At 66.4% G+C, this 17,654-nt stretch carries 20 protein-coding genes; 8 read left to right on the top strand and 12 right to left on the bottom strand.

Annotated features, from left to right (window positions below):
* Positions 1–225 precede the first annotated feature (225 nt).
* Positions 226–1,011 carry an MFS transporter gene (locus ACFU4Z_RS00815; RefSeq protein ID WP_379058398.1) on the bottom strand — a complete coding sequence of 262 codons (786 nt, stop codon included), beginning with the start codon at positions 1,009–1,011 and terminating at the stop codon, positions 226–228.
* 30 nt (positions 1,012–1,041) lie between these two features.
* On the opposite strand from ACFU4Z_RS00815, the gene ACFU4Z_RS00810 reads away from it, so the two are divergent.
* Complete coding sequence (locus ACFU4Z_RS00810; RefSeq protein WP_379058396.1) at positions 1,042–1,626, top strand: TetR/AcrR family transcriptional regulator; 585 nt, start codon at positions 1,042–1,044, stop codon at positions 1,624–1,626.
* Positions 1,627–1,800: 174 nt separating this feature from the next.
* Here ACFU4Z_RS00810 and ACFU4Z_RS00805 read toward each other — a convergent pair whose 3' ends face one another.
* Positions 1,801–2,802, bottom strand: a complete 1,002-nt coding sequence (locus ACFU4Z_RS00805; RefSeq protein ID WP_379058393.1) for a sigma-70 family RNA polymerase sigma factor — start codon at positions 2,800–2,802, stop codon at positions 1,801–1,803.
* Positions 2,803–2,965: 163 nt separating this feature from the next.
* Here ACFU4Z_RS00805 and ACFU4Z_RS00800 point away from each other — a divergent pair, with 163 nt between their 5' ends.
* The 3 genes from ACFU4Z_RS00800 to ACFU4Z_RS00790 are packed head-to-tail and all read left to right on the top strand — an operon-like array spanning position 2,966 to position 4,906.
* Positions 2,966–3,688 (top strand): SDR family NAD(P)-dependent oxidoreductase, encoded by a 723-nt coding sequence (locus tag ACFU4Z_RS00800; protein ID WP_379058390.1) that lies wholly within the window; start codon positions 2,966–2,968, stop codon positions 3,686–3,688.
* A 35-nt stretch (positions 3,689–3,723) separates the two neighbouring features.
* Positions 3,724–4,167, top strand: a complete 444-nt coding sequence (locus ACFU4Z_RS00795) for an SRPBCC domain-containing protein (RefSeq protein ID WP_379058388.1) — start codon at positions 3,724–3,726, stop codon at positions 4,165–4,167.
* Positions 4,160–4,906, top strand: a complete 747-nt coding sequence (locus ACFU4Z_RS00790; RefSeq protein WP_379058386.1) for an SDR family NAD(P)-dependent oxidoreductase — start codon at positions 4,160–4,162, stop codon at positions 4,904–4,906. The genes ACFU4Z_RS00795 and ACFU4Z_RS00790 overlap by 8 nt, the downstream gene beginning before the upstream one ends.
* Before the next feature lie 150 nt (positions 4,907–5,056).
* Here the strand turns inward: ACFU4Z_RS00790 and ACFU4Z_RS00785 are convergent, their stop codons facing one another.
* From ACFU4Z_RS00785 to sdhC, 4 genes are all read right to left on the bottom strand, one after another.
* Positions 5,057–5,830, bottom strand: a complete 774-nt coding sequence (locus tag ACFU4Z_RS00785; RefSeq protein ID WP_379058383.1) for a succinate dehydrogenase iron-sulfur subunit — start codon at positions 5,828–5,830, stop codon at positions 5,057–5,059.
* Positions 5,830–7,596 (bottom strand): succinate dehydrogenase flavoprotein subunit, encoded by a 1,767-nt coding sequence (gene sdhA / locus ACFU4Z_RS00780; RefSeq protein WP_379058380.1) that lies wholly within the window; start codon positions 7,594–7,596, stop codon positions 5,830–5,832. Before sdhA ends, ACFU4Z_RS00785 begins: the two co-directional genes overlap by 1 nt.
* 93 nt (positions 7,597–7,689) lie before the next feature.
* A complete protein-coding gene (locus ACFU4Z_RS00775) occupies positions 7,690–8,121 on the bottom strand; it encodes a succinate dehydrogenase hydrophobic membrane anchor subunit (RefSeq protein ID WP_379058378.1) in 432 nt (143 codons plus the stop codon).
* 5 nt (positions 8,122–8,126) lie between these two features.
* Entirely contained in the window at positions 8,127–8,525 is a 399-nt protein-coding gene (sdhC, locus tag ACFU4Z_RS00770) for a succinate dehydrogenase, cytochrome b556 subunit (protein ID WP_379058376.1), read from the bottom strand.
* Positions 8,526–8,827: 302 nt separating this feature from the next.
* On the opposite strand from sdhC, the gene ACFU4Z_RS00765 reads away from it, so the two are divergent.
* From ACFU4Z_RS00765 to ACFU4Z_RS00755, 3 genes are all read left to right on the top strand, one after another.
* Complete coding sequence (locus ACFU4Z_RS00765; protein WP_379058374.1) at positions 8,828–9,229, top strand: cytidine deaminase; 402 nt, start codon at positions 8,828–8,830, stop codon at positions 9,227–9,229.
* A 99-nt stretch (positions 9,230–9,328) separates the two neighbouring features.
* Positions 9,329–10,618, top strand: a complete 1,290-nt coding sequence (locus ACFU4Z_RS00760) for a thymidine phosphorylase (RefSeq protein ID WP_379058372.1) — start codon at positions 9,329–9,331, stop codon at positions 10,616–10,618.
* A 442-nt stretch (positions 10,619–11,060) separates the two neighbouring features.
* Positions 11,061–12,158: an adenosine deaminase gene (locus ACFU4Z_RS00755; RefSeq protein WP_379058370.1), complete on the top strand. Its 1,098-nt coding sequence runs from the start codon at positions 11,061–11,063 to the stop codon at positions 12,156–12,158.
* 57 nt (positions 12,159–12,215) lie between these two features.
* Here ACFU4Z_RS00755 and ACFU4Z_RS00750 read toward each other — a convergent pair whose 3' ends face one another.
* From ACFU4Z_RS00750 to ACFU4Z_RS00725, 6 genes are all read right to left on the bottom strand, one after another.
* Positions 12,216–12,878: a hypothetical protein gene (locus ACFU4Z_RS00750; RefSeq protein ID WP_379058368.1), complete on the bottom strand. Its 663-nt coding sequence runs from the start codon at positions 12,876–12,878 to the stop codon at positions 12,216–12,218.
* Positions 12,875–14,143 (bottom strand): primosomal protein, encoded by a 1,269-nt coding sequence (locus ACFU4Z_RS00745; protein WP_379058366.1) that lies wholly within the window; start codon positions 14,141–14,143, stop codon positions 12,875–12,877. The genes ACFU4Z_RS00750 and ACFU4Z_RS00745 overlap by 4 nt, the downstream gene beginning before the upstream one ends.
* Positions 14,144–14,169: 26 nt before the next feature.
* Positions 14,170–14,517: a YbaB/EbfC family DNA-binding protein gene (locus ACFU4Z_RS00740; RefSeq protein ID WP_379058364.1), complete on the bottom strand. Its 348-nt coding sequence runs from the start codon at positions 14,515–14,517 to the stop codon at positions 14,170–14,172.
* Between the two features lie 67 nt (positions 14,518–14,584).
* Positions 14,585–14,935: a hypothetical protein gene (locus tag ACFU4Z_RS00735; protein WP_379058362.1), complete on the bottom strand. Its 351-nt coding sequence runs from the start codon at positions 14,933–14,935 to the stop codon at positions 14,585–14,587.
* Positions 14,932–16,080, bottom strand: a complete 1,149-nt coding sequence (locus ACFU4Z_RS00730; RefSeq protein WP_379058359.1) for an NlpC/P60 family protein — start codon at positions 16,078–16,080, stop codon at positions 14,932–14,934. Before ACFU4Z_RS00730 ends, ACFU4Z_RS00735 begins: the two co-directional genes overlap by 4 nt.
* 4 nt (positions 16,081–16,084) lie before the next feature.
* Complete coding sequence (locus ACFU4Z_RS00725) at positions 16,085–16,399, bottom strand: hypothetical protein (protein ID WP_379058357.1); 315 nt, start codon at positions 16,397–16,399, stop codon at positions 16,085–16,087.
* 158 nt (positions 16,400–16,557) lie between these two features.
* On the opposite strand from ACFU4Z_RS00725, the gene upp reads away from it, so the two are divergent.
* Positions 16,558–17,181: a uracil phosphoribosyltransferase gene (gene upp, locus ACFU4Z_RS00720; RefSeq protein ID WP_379058355.1), complete on the top strand. Its 624-nt coding sequence runs from the start codon at positions 16,558–16,560 to the stop codon at positions 17,179–17,181.
* The last annotated feature ends 473 nt before the right edge of the window (positions 17,182–17,654 follow it).

The raw sequence follows: 17,654 nt of genomic DNA, 5'->3' as shown, positions 1-17,654 counted from the left end.
GCGAATGGCGACTCGGCGCCACAGTTCGGGGCCCGCCCCAGCACGACGAACGCGGTATCGGCTGGCGCCGGTACCGCGTTGGTCGATTCGATTTCGCCCGAAAGGGCTTGTTGGTCTGCGATTTCTCCGTGTCCGTGCGGTACGAGAACTACCATGAGAGCGGCTTCCGACACCCCCGATCCGACCCGACCTGCCATGTTTCTCGGGCCTGTGATGGCGCGGAGATCAGTCCGCCGGGCGCGGATCGCGGAAGGTCAGGGTGACAAGGAAGGTCAGCACGGCAATGCCGACTGCCGTGCCGAAGGCGGCAGTGATACCGCTGACCAAAGCGTGTTGTGCCGAGCCGCCCGCGTTGTGCGACGCAGTGCCGAAGATCGTGACCAGGATGGCAAGGCCGAGGGAGGCGCCGGTCTGCTGGAGGGTCTGCAATGTGCCGCCCGCCGCACCGGCTTCCCGGGGCGACACGCTGGACATGATGATGACGTTCAGCGGCGAAAATGCGAGACCGATACCACATCCCATCAGCAGCATCGCTACGAACAATAGTGGGAAGTAGCCGCTGTCGACCGTCAGTCGGGTCAGCAGAACCAGCCCCGCCGCCATCGATACAGTGCCGGCCATCGTCACGGGTTTCGGGCCGAAACGCGGCAGCAGGCGGGGGATCAGACGGATCATGGTGAACATCAGCAGCGCGGTCGGCAGGAAGGCGAAACCGGTTGCCAGCGCGCTCAATCCACGCACTTCCTGAAGGTACTGGGTGAGGAAGAAGAACATCGACATGCCTGCCATCGGGCCGAGGAACATATTGGCGTAAGCCGCGGCGCGATTGCGATCGGCGAACAGTCGCAACGGCAGCAGGGGCTGCGCGGTCCGAGACTCGATGGCCAGGAAGGTGGCGAGCAATACTGCACCGACCGCCAGCCAAATATCGGTCGTCGCGTTGCCCCAGCCGTTCGACGCGGCGCTGATGAAGCCGTAGACCAGGGCTGCGACACCGGTGGTCGCGGTCACCGCGCCGGGCAGGTCGAGGCGGGCGGGTTCATGGAGGCACCGTCGACCGGGCGGCCGATGCGCGCTGACGCGCGACGCAACTATGAGCGGATCGTGGCGTCCGCCCAGGAGGCGTTCGCCGAGCATGGCCCCGACGCGCCACTGGAAGAGATCGCCCGCCGCACCGGCGTCGGCATCGGCACCCTCTACCGCCACTTCCCGAGTCGTGACGTCCTGATCGAAGCCGTCTACCGCTCCAGCATCGAACGTCTCAGTCAACGTGCCCACGAGCTACTCGAAACCCATTCGCCCGCTGAGGCTTTCGAGCAGTGGCTGCGCGAACAGGTGAAATGGGTGATGGCCAACCGCAGCCTCGCGACCACACTGAAGGCCGGGATGGACCACGGCTCACCGACGTTCACCCTGTGTAAAGAGCTGGTCATCGACGCGGCATCCGCACTCTTGGTCGCGGCGCAGGACGCGGGCGACATCCGTCCCGACATCGAACCGCGTGACCTGCTCAGGTTCGGTCACGGAATCGGCGTCGCGTGCGAAACCACCCCCGAGGCCGCCGAACGCCTGCTCGCCGTGACCTTCGACGGCCTGCGCACTCCCGGGACCGGCGTCCGGAGCTGACCCGCCGGAAGTAGTCGCGGTTATGTGGGCGTTGTCGAGTGGTCCCCATCGCTGGGATCTTTTCCGTCGATCGCGGGATCGACGAGGAAACCAGATGCGGCCCAGGGGGATTCGCGCTTCAACGGCAGGCAACGAGCGGTCGGTGGCGAGCACAGCCTCGGTGACTGCCGACCATCAGTCGGGGAGCGATCGCGGCAGCCCGAACCGCGGGAGCACGCTGTTATCGAATCGGGTGATGGCGCAGATCCGGTCGCCGGTGAGGGTGAGGACGATGATGCCGGTCGCGTGGCGGATGCCGTCGGGAGCACGGAGATAGGCCCCGAACGCAGGCTGACCATTCGCCCGCGTCGGCACGAAGTCGTAGGTCCGGCCCTGGCCGATGATGCTGGCGTAGAAGCGGGCAACGACGTCGCGACCGTGGTATTCGAGGGGAATCGGCGGCATGGAGACGCGGACATCGCTGGTGAGCAGTGCGACAAGCGCTTCGATATCGCCGGCCTGGTAGGCGCTGACGAACTTTGCCGCGAGTGCTTGCTCGGCAGGTGAGTGGGGTGCGGGAGCCGGATCCACGCTCGGCGGTAGCCGCTGCTGGAGGCCGGCGCGGGCTCTTTTGAGGAGGCTGTTGACCGAACCGACGGTCACGTCGAGCATGTCGGCCACCTCGTCGGCGTGGTATCCGAGCACCTCTCGCAAAATGAGGACGGCACGCTGGCGAGCGGGCAGGATCTGTAGCGCGGTCACGAAGGCCAGGGATATCGCTTCGGTCTGTTCGTAGCGTGCCTCGGGGCCGAGCGGCACGTCGAGTCCGTCGTCGAGGAGGGCATCGGGATACGGCTCCAGCCAGACGACTTCGCCGAGCCGACTCGGCTCCGGCGGCTCAACCCCGGGAATGTCCCACTCCTTGGCCGGGCGTCGGCTGGCCGAGCGCAACGCGTTGAGGCAGCGGTTGGTGGCGATCCGGTAGAGCCAGGTGCGGATCGAGGCGCGTCCCGCAAACCCGTCGAGGCCTTGCCAGGCGGCCAGCAGCGTGTCCTGCAATGCGTCCTCGGCGTCCTGGAAGGACCCGAGCATGCGGTAGCAGTGCACCTGTAGTTCGCGACGGTGCGGTTCGGTCAGCTCGCGGAACGCGGCGCCGTCTCCGGCCCGCGCCCTGGCGATCAAGTCGGCGTTCACCACGTGCCATCACTCCACCCTCGCGTCACATCTTTCTCCAGTCTCCTAGTCGACCTCTCTATAGAGACACCGGCCGAGCCATGAACTGGGCGGTGAGTGTGCGCCCAGTTTCTCGACGGCTCGGTGTCTACCTCTTCGGCAGTGTGATTCGTTGCGAGGAGTTTGTATGACAATCGCCGACAAAGTGGTTCTGGTGACCGGTGCCAACCGCGGTATCGGAAAGGCGCTGGTCGAGGAGGCCCTGCGCAGAGGCGCCCGGCGGGTGTACGCGGGGACACGCCAGCCGATGGACCACCCGGACGCGCGCGTCACGCCGCTGACGCTCGACGTGACAGAAGCCGAGCAGATTCGGGCAGCTGTCGAGAGCGTCGAATCCCTCGACATTCTCATCAACAACGCGGGCGTGTGTTTGTACGACGAGGTAAGCGATCGTGCCGCGATCGATCAGTCCCTCGCCGTCAACTTCTACGGCATGTATGACGTGACCCTGGCCTTCCTGCCCCTGCTCACCCGTTCTGGCGGCGCCATCGTCAATGGTCTTTCGCTGGCCGCCTTGGCCCCGTTGCCGGTGATTCCGGCCTACTCGATCTCCAAGGCGGCCGCGTTGTCCCTGTCGCAATCGTTGCGTGCCCTACTGGCAGGTCAGGGCGTGCGCGTTCATGCCGTCCTGACCGGCCCCGTCGACACGGACATGAACGCGGCCTTCGACATTCCGAAGGCCGCGCCGGAGTCCGCGGCACGAGGCATCTTCGACGGACTGGAGAAGGGCGAGGAGGACATCTTTCCCGATCCGATGTCGGCGTCCGTGGCCGAGGGTTGGCTCGGCGGTGCCGCCAAAGCGCTCGAGCGCCAGAACGCGTCTTTTGTCGTAACACCCGTTGTGGCATGAAAAACACCCGGCACCACCAGGAAATGGAGCGAACCATGAATGCAGAGAGCTACACAACCACCTTCACGGTCGATCGAACACCGGAAGAAGTATTCAGTGCCATCAACGACGTTCGTGGATGGTGGTCGGGGGAGATCGAAGGCGGTACCAACGAACTCGGCGATGAGTTCACGTACCGCTACGAAGATTTACATCATTCCAAGCAGCGGATAACGGAATCCATCCCCGGCGAACGGGTCGTGTGGCTTGTTGTCGAAGGCGGCCCAAATTTTGTCGAGGACAGAACCGAGTGGAAGGGTACAAGGATTTCTTTCGAGCTGTCCGCGAAAGATGAAGGGACACAGGTCCGCTTCACGCACGTCGGTTTGGTCCCGGAGTACGAGTGTTTCGATGCCTGCTCGGATGCGTGGGGCTCCTACATCAACGGCAGTTTGCGGAACCTGATCGCGGCGGGGACTGGGCGGTCGGGCCATGAGTGACCTGTCGAGCCGGACCACACTCGTAGTCGGCGCCGGGCGCGGCCTGGGTCGAGGGATCGCTGCCGCATTCGCCGAGGCGGGTGCTCCCGTGGTCGCCGTCGCCAGGACCGGCTCTGAACTCGGCGAGCTGGCCGCGACCAATGCCGGCGTTCGGACCGAGACCGCGGATGCGGCAGACGCGACGGCGGCGTGGAGCTTGCTGGACCGATACGAGCCGGAAGTCCTCATCCTGGTCGCCGGCGCCAACCCGGTCATGCGTCCGATCCAGTACCAGACGTGGGAAACCTTCTCCGTGAATTGGCATTCCGACGTCAAGATCGCGTTCACCTGGCTTCGGGAGGCACTGCTGAAGCCACTGCCGCCTGGCAGCAGGGTGGTGGTGGTGAGCAGTGGGGCCGCCATCAACGGATCACCTGCCAGCGGTGGTTACGCCGGGTCCAAGGCCACTCAGCGTTTCATCGCGGCGTACACACAAGATGAATCGCGCCGTGCCGGCCTGGACATCACCGTGACGACGATCATGCCCAGGATGACTCCACACGGAGACGTGGGCAGACGAGGCTTTCGGGCCTACGCGGCCCGCAGCGGTCGCACCGAAGAGGAATTCCTGCAGGCATCAGGCGACCTGTTGACCCCCGAGATAGCGGGATCCGCCCTGGTGGAACTGGTTCGGGCCGACCCCGAGACCAGCGCCCCCGAGTACCTGCTCACCGCCGCCGGGCTACAGCAGTTGCCGTGACCAGCGGCGCGGGACCGATACCCGTCGGTTCCGCGTCGCCCGAATCCCTTGTGCCTGCTGTCGAGAGCGGCCCGCTTGCCGGAACTACGAAGGCCGCCTTCCTCTTTCGATGGAGGCGGCCTTCGTCTTACTGAACCGGGTCGGAAAGGACTAGCGGGCGAACAGCAGTGCGCGCTTGACTTCCTGGATGGCCTTGGTGACCTCGATGCCGCGGGGGCAGGCGTCGGTGCAGTTGAAGGTGGTGCGGCAGCGCCAGACGCCTTCGACGTCGTTGAGGATGTCGAGGCGCTCGCGGGCGGCTTCGTCGCGGCTGTCGAAGATGAAGCGGTGGGCGTTCACGATCGCGGCCGGGCCGAAGTAGCTGCCGTCGCTCCAGTACACGGGGCAGGAGGTCGTGCAGCAGGCGCAGAGGATGCACTTGGTGGTGTCGTCGAACCTGGCGCGGTCTGCCTGGCTCTGGATACGCTCGCGGGTCGGCTCGTTACCCGAGGTGATCAGGTAGGGCTTCACCGCGCGGAACGCGTCGAAGAACGGCTCCATGTTCACCACGAGGTCCTTCTCCACGGGCAGGCCGCGGATGGGCTCGACGGTGAGGGTGATGGACTTGCCGTCCTTGGGCAACATGTCCTTCATCAGCACCTTGCAGGCCAGCCGGTTCACACCGTTGATCCGCATAGCGTCGGAGCCGCACACGCCGTGCGCACACGAGCGCCGGAAGGTGAGCGTGCCGTCCAGGTAGGACTTGATGTAGATCAGCACGTTCAGGAAGCGGTCGGTCGACAGGACCGGCACCTGGAACGACTCCCAGTGCGCGCCCTTGTCGTCCTCCGGGTTGAACCGGGCGACCTTGACGGTGACCATGACCGACCCCTCGGGGATCGGCGCGGGCTTCTGTGATGAGGGTGCTTCGGCTACAGCAGTCATCAGTACTTACGCTCCATCGGCTCGTAGCGGGTCTGCACTACCGGCTTGAAGTCGAGGCGGATATCGGAGATGAGCTCCGCGCCCTCCTTGTAGGCCATCGTGTGCCGCATGAAGTTCACGTCGTCGCGGTCCGGGTAGTCCTCGCGGGCATGACCGCCGCGCGATTCCTTGCGGTTGAGCGCACCGACCACGGTGACCTCGGCCAGTTCGAGCAGGAAGCCCAGCTCGACGGCTTCGAGCAGGTCGCTGTTGTAGCGCTTGCCCTTGTCCTGCACCGTGATCCGCTTGTAGCGGTCCTTGAGCGCATGGATATCGGTGAGGGCCTGCTTGAGGGTGTCCTCCGTGCGGAACACGGCGGCATTCATGTCCATCGTGTACTGCAGCTCGGTGCGGATGTCGGCGACCCGCTCGTTGCCGTGGTCGGACAGGATCAGCGCGAGCCAGTCCTGCACCATCTGCGCCGGGTTCTCCGGCATCTCAACGAACTCGGAGCGCTGCGCGTACTCCGCGGCGGCGATGCCCGCGCGGCGGCCGAACACGTTGATGTCCAGCAGCGAATTGGTGCCGAGACGGTTGGAGCCGTGCACCGAGACGCACGCGCACTCGCCCGCCGCGTACAGGCCCGGCACCACGTCGGTGTTGTTGCGCAGCACCTCGCCGCGGATCTTGGTCGGGATGCCACCCATCACGTAGTGACAGGTCGGCATGACCGGCACCAGCTCGGTCACCGGGTCCACACCCAGGTAGGTGCGGGAGAACTCGGTGATGTCGGGCAGCTTCTCTTCGAGCACGTCCTCGCCGAGGTGGGTCACGTCGATGTAGACGTAATCCTTGTTCGGTCCCGCGCCACGGCCCTCGAGCACCTCGAGCACCATCGAGCGGGCGACGATGTCACGCGGCGCGAGGTCCTTGATGGTGGGGGCGTAGCGCTCCATGAAGCGCTCACCGCTGGCGTTGCGCAGGATGCCGCCCTCGCCGCGGACGGCTTCGGAGATGAGGATGCCGAGTCCGGCCAGACCTGTCGGGTGGAACTGGTGGAACTCCATGTCCTCCAGCGGCAGACCCTTGCGGAACACGATCGCCATGCCGTCACCGGTCAGCGTGTGCGCGTTCGAGGTGGTCTTGTACATCCGGCCCGAACCGCCGGTGGCGAACACGATCGACTTCGCGTGGAAGACGTGGATGTCGCCGGTGGCCAGCTCGTAGGCGACGACGCCGGTCGCGATGGGGCCGCGGTCGGACTCGGTCAGCACCAGGTCGAGCACGTAGAACTCGTTGTAGAACTCGACATCGTGCTTGACGCAGTTCTGGTAGAGGGTCTGCAGGATCATGTGACCGGTGCGGTCGGCGGCGTAGCACGCGCGGCGGACCGGGGCCTTGCCGTGATCGCGGGTGTGCCCGCCGAAGCGGCGCTGGTCGATCTTGCCCTCGGGCGTGCGGTTGAACGGCAGACCCATCTTTTCCAGGTCCATCACCGCGTCGATGGCCTCCTTGGCCATGATCTCCGCGGCGTCCTGGTCGACCAGGTAGTCACCACCTTTGACGGTGTCGAAGGTGTGCCATTCCCAGTTGTCTTCTTCGACGTTGGCCAGTGCGGCGCACATGCCACCCTGCGCCGCGCCGGTGTGGCTGCGGGTCGGGTACAGCTTGGTCAGCACGGCGGTGCGCGCCCGGGGCCCGGCCTCGATCGCCGCGCGCATGCCGGCGCCGCCGGCGCCGACGATCACGACGTCGTAGCGATGCTCCTGAATCCGCGATTCACTCATGCCCGCACCTCGCTGCGCTCAGTTCCGGCATGTGTGAAACACGCCGTGTCGATGATTCGTTCGCTGCGCTCACTCATCGGAGGTGGCCTGTTCCTAACTGATGTTGGGGTCGAAGGTGAAGATGACGTAGGTGCCGACGCCAACCACGAGGACCATCGAGATGGCCAGCGCGGTGTTCAGCCAGAACCGGGTCGAGTCCTTGCGGGAGTAGTCCGCGATCACCGTGCGCAGGCCGTTGCCGCCGTGCAGCTGAGCCAGCCACAGCATGGTGAGGTCCCAGAACTGCCAGAACGGGCTGGACCAGCGACCGGCCACGAAGGCGAAGTTCAGTCGTTTCACGCCGCCGTCGAGCAGCAGCATGATCGTCATGTGGCCGAGCACGAGCACGATCAGCAGCAGGCCGGAGAACCGCATGAACAGCCACGCGTACTTCTCGAAGTTGCCGTTGGACCGCGACCGCGGGGACCGTGGCAGGTCCAGGCTCGCAGGCCGGTCATAAGACTTACCGATAACGGGTGCGCTCATAGTGATCAGTGCTCCGTGAACAGGTAGAAGATCTGACGCCCGATCGCGGGTACCGCCAGCAGGAACCAGACCGCGAGGATGATCCAGAGCATCAGGCGCTGGTACTTAGGTCCCTTGGACCAGAAGTCGACCAGGATCACGCGGACGCCGTTGAGCGCGTGGAACAGCACGCAGACGACAAGACCCATCTCCATCAGCGCGACGAGGGGGTTCTTGTAGGTTTCGATCGCCTCGTTATAGGTGTCGGGGCTGACCCGAACCAGTGCGGTGTCCAAGACGTGCACGAAGAGGAAGAAGAAGATGGTGACACCGGTGATCCGGTGCAGTGCCCAGGACCACATTCCGGGGTCGCCTCGGTACAGCGTCTTCCGCTTCGGCTGTGCCGGAGCTTCTATCGTGGTCATAGAGTGCGGTCGCCTCCAACGTCGTTGATGGACCCGGTTACAGATCCGACGCCGGCATGCAAAAAGGGGCGAATGCCCAGGTGGCTGCGTTTTGCTGTGCCAAAGAGCTAACGCGGGGCCCGCCGCCGGGAACCTGAACCGATCTGTTGTGGACTCTAATCCCCTCGCAATGCCGGAACTAATTCGGCGTGCCGTGCGTTGCGCGACATTCCGGAGAGTTAGGTTTACCTTTCTTGATGCGTGAAGGGTTGCGCGGCAGCCCTGGCGCGGCCTGATTCGGGCTGGTTCACGGGAGGTTGCCGATGCCGGAAGTCGACTGGAATATATTGCGCGACAATGCAATTCGAGTCATGCGCAACGCCTATGCACCGTACTCGCGGTTCCCGGTCGGCGCGGCGGCACTCAGTGCCGACGGTCGAATTGTAAGCGGATGCAATGTGGAAAATGTCTCATATGGGTTGGGCCTGTGTGCCGAATGCGTACTCATCGGTAACTTGTTTTCGGACGGTGGCGGCCGCTTGATAGCGGTGTCCGTGGCCGATTCTCGCGGCGAAATCCTGATGCCCTGCGGGCGGTGCCGACAGTTGCTCTACGAGCACGGCGGAGCCGACCTCCTGATCGACCACAAGTCCGGACCCGTTGCGCTGCGTACTCTGCTGCCCGACGCCTTCGGTCCCGACGACCTGGACGCCGGGCAGCGGTAGCTGTCGGCCCCTCCCCCCGAACGAATGATGCGGCGAGGCTATCGGAGCCCGCCGATCAGGAACCGGGGCTCGAACGTGTCCCGTGCCAGACTGGCGGCTGTGGCGGCATGGGACGCGGTTTCGATCATCACCACCAAGCGGGACGGCGGGGAGCTGTCGGACGGGCAGATCGACTGGGTGGTCGACGGATTCACCAAGGGGGTGGTGGCCGACGAGCAGATGGCGGCCTTGGCGATGGCCATTGTGTGGCGCGGAATGACGCGGCGCGAGACCATGCGCTGGACCGCCGCGATGATTTCTTCGGGCCGTCGGATGGACTTCACCGATCTGCCGCGGCCGACGGTGGACAAGCATTCGACGGGCGGCGTCGGGGACAAGATCACGCTGCCGTTGGCGCCTTTGGTCGCGGCCTGTGGTGCGGCGGTGCCGCAGCTGTCGGGGCGCGGACTCGGGCACACCGGCGGAACGCTGGACAAGCTCGAGGCCATCGCGGGCTGGCGGGCCGATGTGACAGTGCCGCGGATGCGCGAGATATTGGCCGACCCCGGCATCGGCGCCGTGGTGTGCGCGGCGGGCGCCGATCTGGCTCCCGCGGACAAGCGGCTCTACGCGCTGCGCGATGTCACCGGGACCGTCGAATCCATTCCGTTGATCGCTAGCTCGATCATGAGCAAGAAGATCGCCGAGGGCACCGCCGCGCTGGTGCTGGATGTGAAGGTCGGCGCGGGCGCGTTCCTGAAGACCATCGAGGGCGCACGCGAATTGGCGACGGCGATGGTCGAACTGGGCACCGACGCGGGCGTACGGACGGTCGCGCTGCTGACCGCGATGGACACGCCACTCGGGCGCACCGCGGGCAATGCGCTCGAGGTCGCCGAGTCGGTCGAGGTGCTCGCCGGCGGCGGTCCTGCCGATGTCGTCGAGCTGACCCTCACCCTGGCTCGGGAAATGGTCGCGCAGGCCGGGCTCGACGTCGATCCCGCCGACGCACTGGCCGACGGCCGCGCCATGGACCACTGGCGCGCCATGATCCAGGCGCAAGGCGGGGACCCGGACGCGCCGCTACCCCGCGCGAAGCACACCGAAATCGTGCGTGCCGAGCGCGACGGCGTGCTCACCGGCCTCGATGCCATGGGTGTCGGTATCGCCGCATGGCGGCTCGGCGCGGGCCGCGCCAGGCAGGGCGACCCGGTGCAAGCCGGTGCGGGCATCGAGATGCACGCCAAACCCGGTGATTCCGTCACCGCGGGCCAGCCTGTGCTCACCATGCACACCGATACACCGGAGGCGTTCTCCGGCGCTGTCGCCGCGCTGGCGGGAGCGATCACGATCGGTGGGGCGGGACCGACGCCGGACGCGCCATTGATCCTCGGACGAATCGGTCACTGACCCGGTCGGGATCGTCGGGACCGGCCGGGATCCGTGCGGAGTATCGTTGCCGCGCCTGCGCCGACCCGGGCTCCGCGGAGCCGATATCGACCACACCCGCACGGTCTCCGTGCTGACGTGCTGACGTGCTGACGTGCTGACGTGCTGACGTGCTGACGTGCTGACGTGCTGACGTGCTGACGTGCTGACGTGCTGACGTGCTGACGTGCCTGGCGGCCGCTGCACCGATCGCGATCGAAATATATTGTCCGGCAACGGGATCTGTGGCAGTCGGCGGTATCGGTGGCTCGGCCCCGGATAACGCATCCGGCGGCGAACGGCCACTCGGGCAGTGGGGGATGCGGCCGACGTCTCAACAGCGGCACGCCCGAGAGAGCAATCACAAGTGATGACGCGCACCAAGTGGGCTGCCGCGGCGGCGGCATGCGGCTAACGTGTGGTCATGACAGGACCGATGCCTTTGACCCTTGCCTCGATCCGCCAAGCTCCCAAAGCGCTGCTGCACGACCACCTCGACGGTGGCCTGCGACCCGCGACGGTTCTGGAGCTCGCCGCCGATTGCGGTTACGACGACCTACCCGCCTCCGACGAGACGGCGCTGGCCGCGTGGTTCCGCGATGCGGCCGACAGCGGTTCGTTGGAGCTCTATCTGGAAACCTTCGCCCACACCGTCGCGGTGATGCAGACCCCCGAAGGTCTGCGCCGGGTCGCTCGCGAATGCGCGGAAGACCTGGCCGCGGACGGCGTGGTGTACGCCGAGGTGCGCTTCGCGCCCGAACAGCACCTGGAGCGCGGCCTGACCCTGGACGAGGTGGTCGAGCACACCCTGGCCGGCTTCCGCGAGGGCGAGGCGGCGGCCGCGGCGGAGGGCCGCCCGATCGTGGTGGTCTGCCTGCTCACCGCCATGCGGCACGCGGCGCGCTCGCGGGAGATCGCCGAGCTCACCGTGCGTTTCCGTGATCGTGGCGTCGGCGGTTTCGATATCGCGGGCGCGGAGGCGGGGTTCCCGCCGAGCCGGCATCTCGACGCTTTCGAATACATGCGCGCCAACAGCGCGCACTTCACCATTCACGCGGGCGAGGCCTTCGGCCTGCCCTCGATCCACGAGGCGCTCGCCTTCTGCGGTTGCGACCGGCTCGGCCACGGTGTGCGGATCACCGACGACATCGCTGTGCCTGGCGCGATCGAGGACGCCAGCCTCGGCTTGGTCGCGAACTATGTGCGCGACATGCGGATTCCGCTCGAGTTGTGTCCGTCGTCGAACGTGCAGACCGGCGCGGTCCCCTCGCTGGACAAGCATCCTTTCGACCTGCTTGCCCGACTGCGTTTCCGCGTCACCGTCAACACCGACAACCGGCTGATGAGCGACACCAGCATGAGCAAAGAAATGGCGAAGCTGGTCGACACCTTCGGCTACGGCTGGAGCGACCTGGAGCGGTTCACCATCAATGCCATGAAGTCGGCCTTCATCCCGTTCCCGGAACGTCTGCGCATCATCGACGACATCATCAAGCCCGGTTACGCGGTCTTGCTCGGATAGCCACGGCGGCAAGGGCTTTCGCGCGTATTCGGCTTGCCAGGTGCGCGCGGTCCTGCCTCAGTCGATGCGGATCCAGACCTGCTCGGCCCGGCCGAGCAGTCGATCGTCCGCGCCGTATACAGCTGTCGAGGCGAAGGCCTTGCGGCCCTGTTCTCCGTGATTCTCACCGACGGCAACACACCGCTCGCCGACTTCGGGCAGCGCGTGCACGGTGGCGGTCATCGAGCCGAGCACCGCGGGCCGCTCGAACATCCCCGACAGCGACCAGCCGCCGGGGCAGTCCATCGCGGCCCACAACACCGCGGTCTCCAGCGGCAGGGAATCGTCGGGAACCCATGGTGCGGCGACCAATCCGTCGCCGACAACGCCCGCCTCGATCCGCAGGCCATCGGCGCGAGCACTGCCGCAGACGAAGCAGTGCGCGAACAACTCGTTGCTCTGATAGGAGCTGGCGGCGGCCTCGGCGTCGACGAACGACACGCGCTGCGGGGCGTCCCGTTCGAACTCACCCGCTCGCGATTCGGCGAGCAGGGTGTCGCCGTCGTACAACCGGCCCGCCCGCATCTGCAGTGCCTTCTCCAGCGGCGGCGGGCTACGCAGGATTACCGTCACCGCGGCATCGTCGCGCTGCGCGGCAAGCAGCCCACCCACGTAGCCGCCGTTGCCGGAGCCGGGCGGGCCGTTGAATCGAGCGGGAATCCGGAGCGTCCGAACGGTCACTGCGGTGCGAGCCGACTCTCGAAGTTGCGCTCCAGCTCCCGCCAGCTCTGTGCTTCGGCGGCGAACGGTGGGTTGGGGGCCATCCGGTTCGGATCCGGGTTCAGCAGGTAGGAGACGTACCAGCCGAGCGGGTTGGACTGGGCGAGCGCCTGCTCCACGGTGTCGTCGTCGGCATAGTCGGCGGCGTCGGTGAACAGTTCGACCGCGAGATCGAGCTGTTCGACGTCGATCGCCTCCGGGCCCTCGGCCAGATCGTCGGCCAAGCCGGGCAGCACGTAGACATTCTCGTCGGTGACCTCGACCTCGAGCGAGCCGTCGACGGCGGCGGTCTGCACATCGGTGTAGGTGCTCACTCGCGACAGATCATGCTCGTGGTCATCGGCCAGGTAGCGAGCCAGCGCCCGCTCGGAGCCGAAGACGCTGATCGAGCCGTCCTTGCCGAGGAAGATCGGCTCGTCGTCGAGGTAACAGCGCAGCGTGAAGTAGTTGCCGTCGGCAGTGACGATCTTGACCGGGTCGATGCCGACCTCGTGCCAGAACGAATCGTCCTCTTCCTCGTCGTCCTCGTCCTCGTCCTCTTCGTCGTCCGCGTCGAGATCGACGGTTTCGAACTCTTCCTCTTCCTCGCTGTCGGCCGCGTCGTCGGCGTCGACGACGTTCTCCTCGGCGGCGAGCAGCTCCGCCTCCGCGACGGCGACGGCCTCGGGGTCGACATCCGGGGTCTGCACCACGGAGTCGATGGCATCGAGGACGTCGTCCCAGCCCTTGGCGATGGCGGCGCCGATCTGATCCCAAAGGTCTTCGCCGTCGCGCCCGACGAAGGCGCTCACCCCGCCCGGCAGCGCGCCGAGGACGGGGTGCGAACCGAAGAACTTGGTCACCGTCTCCAGTTCGCACACCTCGCCGATGTTGCGCACCATGGCGAGGGTGTCCTCCAGCTCCGCGATGGCATCGACATCGGGATCACCCGCGGCCAGCTCCGGCACCGCGACCAGATCGAAGGTGAAGTTCTCCTCCGGCTCCAGCTCCACCGCGGAAAGACCGGCGACGACCTTCCACGACGGGTGGTCGATGAGGTCGTTGTCGGAGTTGGTCCGGATAAAAGCGGCCAGCTCGGCGACGGTTTCGAAACCGTAGAGGGAGTCCTCGTGTCCGAGGAACGCCTCCCACTCGTCGTCACCGTCGCGCCAGCGCGGTGCCCACAGGGTGACGAGATCGCCGTCGGTCAGGCCGAGCTCGATCGGGACGATGTCTCCAGAAGCCATGAGCGGAAGCCTATCGACCTTCCGCGTCAGGCACTATCCGGCCCGCCTCCAATGGTTCCCGGAGCCCCCTCTGCGGCCGGGACGAACGACTCGTTCAGTGTCGCAACGACCTTCGAGCGCTGGGTGCCCGCGTCCTCCGCGGCCTGCTTGCAGGCCCAGACAATGAGCTGGCCGACCTCGGTGGGAGGCAGCGTGGTGACCGATTCCGAGAGGGTCAGAGCGACCAGCGCGCCATCGCTGTCGACCTCGGCCCCGACCGCGCCATCCTCGGTGCGGAATCGGCCGCGCACCTGCTTGAGGCCGTAGAGCGCGGCCTCCAGCGCCTCCAGCTTCTGCGTCGCGTTGGCGACGAGAGCATCCATCTCCGCGCTCATGACCGCGCCTCGCCAGCGCTCGGCTCCGTCGTGATCGCGGGCGCGACTGTGGCGATGCTTCGCTCACTCATACCGGCCTCATCCAGCTAGTGGGTCCCGTGTCTGCGTCATCGATCCGGTCCAGTTCGTCCACCGCGGCCTGGCGGGTCGGCAGGTTGAGCCGGTCCAGAATGTCGGCGGGCAGGCCGGCCTCGGCGAGCACTTCGCGCCTGCGGGCGCGGGCGGCGATGGTGGAGCGCTTTGTCAGCCGCAGGATTTCGTCCGCCAGAGTCTGTGCGCCGTAACGGTATTCGCTGCGCTCGAACTTGATCTCCACCGGCATACCCTGATCGGTGGCGCGCACCGAGATGGTGCCGGACCGGTTGGTGCTCGCCGCCACCGTGACATTGGGGACGGCCGGGGGCTTCGGTTCGGTCATGTGGTCGGCCTGTAGAAGCCGTAGAAGTCCATGCCTATGTTCTCCGTTCGAATCGAGCTGATCTGGACCGGGTCACCGGCCTCGACGAACTGCCCGTTGCCGATCACCATGGCGACATGGCCGTCCCACACGGCCAGGTCGCCGGGCATGAGGTCACCGGGGGAGACCCCCATGTGCCCGTTGCCCTGTTCTTGGGCAAGCCTGGGCAGTTCGACGCCTGCCTCGCCGTACGCGTACTGGGTGAGACCGCTGCAGTCCAGCCCGGCGCCAGGGCTGGTGCCGCCCCACACGTACGGCGTGCCGACGGTGCCGAGCGCGGAGCGAACCGCCTGCGCTGCCTGCTCGTTCGGCGCCTCGACGATGCTGCCGTCCGGCAGTGTGACCTTCACGCCCTTGCCGTCCGGCGTCTCGCCCGCAGACCCGCTGTTGGGCTTCTGCTGGCCGGGTGTGCTGGGTGACGAGCCGGATTTGGACGGTGTGGAGCCGGACATCGACGGGGTCGCCATGCTGGTGAGCATGCTGCCCGCGGAACCGCCGACGCTGGTCAGCGTCGACAGCAGTTGCTGCGCTCCCGAACCCGCACCGCTGGCCAGCGCACTCGCACCGCCAGCCAGACCAGCGGGCAGCGTCGCGGGCGCGGTCGACGGCGGCGGGGTCAATTCGGTCATGCTCGCGGTCTGCGTGTCGAGTTCGCTGCGCACCCGCCCGACCACGTTCAAGCCTTGGCCGAGATGGTCGATCGCGGAGCCGACGAGCACCGCGAGACCTTCCGGCGTCGCGATGGTCGGACCGAGAGCGGACGCCGTGTTCACGAACGACTCGACGAGTGCGCTCAGTTCCTTCTGCCCGGTCTCGACCTGGGCGGCAGCCTGATCGACCACCGTGGCCATGTCGTTGCCGCGATCGGAGATGGTCGCCGCGGAGGTCTGCACACGCAACGCCTTCGCGGTGGCGGAATCGGCAGCCCGGCCGTCCCACGCCTCGTTCATGCTGTTGATGCTGTTGCGGCCGAACGCGTGGATCTGGTCGATGATGCTCGAGGTGGACTGCAACTGGCCGGAGGGGCCGTCGGTGGGCAGGACTCCCGAGCCGAAGCTGGAGAGCAGGTCGAGCAGTGGCTTGGCCAGCACGCTGATATCGATCATCGGGTCACGCGCCCAGTCCGGAATCCGCGCTGTCGATCGCGGCGGCATTGGTCTGGTCGGTTTCGTCGAGCACGACAGCGGCACCGGTCGCGGCCCCACCCACGCTCGTCAGCACGGCCGACAGTTGGCCGATCGCCGCGACGTGCCCGGCATGGGCAGCGGCGTAGGCGGCCATGAAATCACCACCGACCAAGCCCATGATGGGACCTAGTAAGGCGGGATCGGCGCCCGCCGCGCCCGCACTGGCCGCCGCCATCTCCGCAGCCATGGTGTGGGCGGACGCACCATAGGCTGCGATGCCCTCGGTGTCGGCCGACATCTTTCGCATAGTGCTTCCCCCATCTGTTTTCTTCCCAGGCAGAGTACGTCATCCACCTAGTTCGACGCGCTGCCTTCCGGATCGGTTCCAGCCCCATCGAAAAAATTTCCTGGTCGGAGGTTCGGCGTCGAACTCGTTGCCAACCTTATCGTTCACTCATGCACACGCACACCGTGGACCACCCACTCGCCGCCGCCCTGCTGACCACGATGCGCGATGCCAGGACGGCAAACCCGGCCTTCCGCGCCGCACTGCGCGATCTCACCGGAATCCTGATCTACGAGGCGCTGCGCGACGCCCCCGTCGCCCGATTCGAGGTGGCCACCCCGGTGGCGCCGGTCGAGGGTGTGCGCTTGGCGAAACCACCACTGCTGGTGCCGGTTCTGCGCGCGGGCCTCGGCATGATCGACGCGGCCGCCGAACTGATTCCGGATGCCAGGGTCGGCTTCGTCGGCATCGCACGCGACGAACAGACCCACCAGCCCGTCCCCTACATGGAGTCGCTACCGGAGGACCTCTCCGAGCTGCCGGTCTACGTGCTCGACCCGATGCTGGCCACCGGCGGCTCGATGTGCCACACCCTGGGGTTGCTCGCCGCTCGCGGCGCCACGGACATCACCGCGGTCTGCGTCGTAGCCGCACCTGAAGGTGTTGCCGCGCTGGAAGATTCAGGGTTCCCGGTCCGCCTGGTCACTGCCGCCGTAGACGCGGGACTGAACGCCGACGCCTACATCGTGCCCGGTCTCGGTGACGCAGGCGACCGTCAATTCGGCCCGCGCTGACCTTTGCCATCGAGCGCGCAGAACAGTTCGCCGAGTTCACCTCCCAGCGCAGTGCCGTGAATCGGTCGGCCGAAGCCGGGTGGCGTGCCCTGGTTCGACATGCGAGCTCACGTCCCAGCGGTGTTCCGGGCAGTGCTGGGCACGTCGTGTGCCGTACCCGGCTTTCTCTTCCGCACCTTGGGTAGGCAGGCAACGGCTTCCGGCGTGAGGACCGGTTGGGGTTGCGTTGCAGGGCTTTTCTGGTGGTCGGAGCGGTAATCGCTGTGGGTTTGTCCCAGCTGCTCTTCCACAGCCCGGTCAGAGACGGGCGTGCGGGGTCCAGCGCAAGGACCAGCCGTGGTTGCGTTGTTGGGCTTCTGGTGGTCGGAGCGGTAATCGCTGTGGGTTTGTCCCAGCTTCTCCTCCACAGCCCGGTTAGACAGGCGTGCAGCCTCCAGCGCAAGGACCAGCTGTGGTTGCGTTCCAGGCATTTC

Source organism: Nocardia sp. NPDC057440 (assembly GCF_042802915.1).
Classification (GTDB): domain Bacteria; phylum Actinomycetota; class Actinomycetes; order Mycobacteriales; family Mycobacteriaceae; genus Nocardia.
The sequence above is the reverse complement of the archived record's forward strand: the minus strand, read 5'-3'. Positions and strand labels throughout refer to the sequence as shown.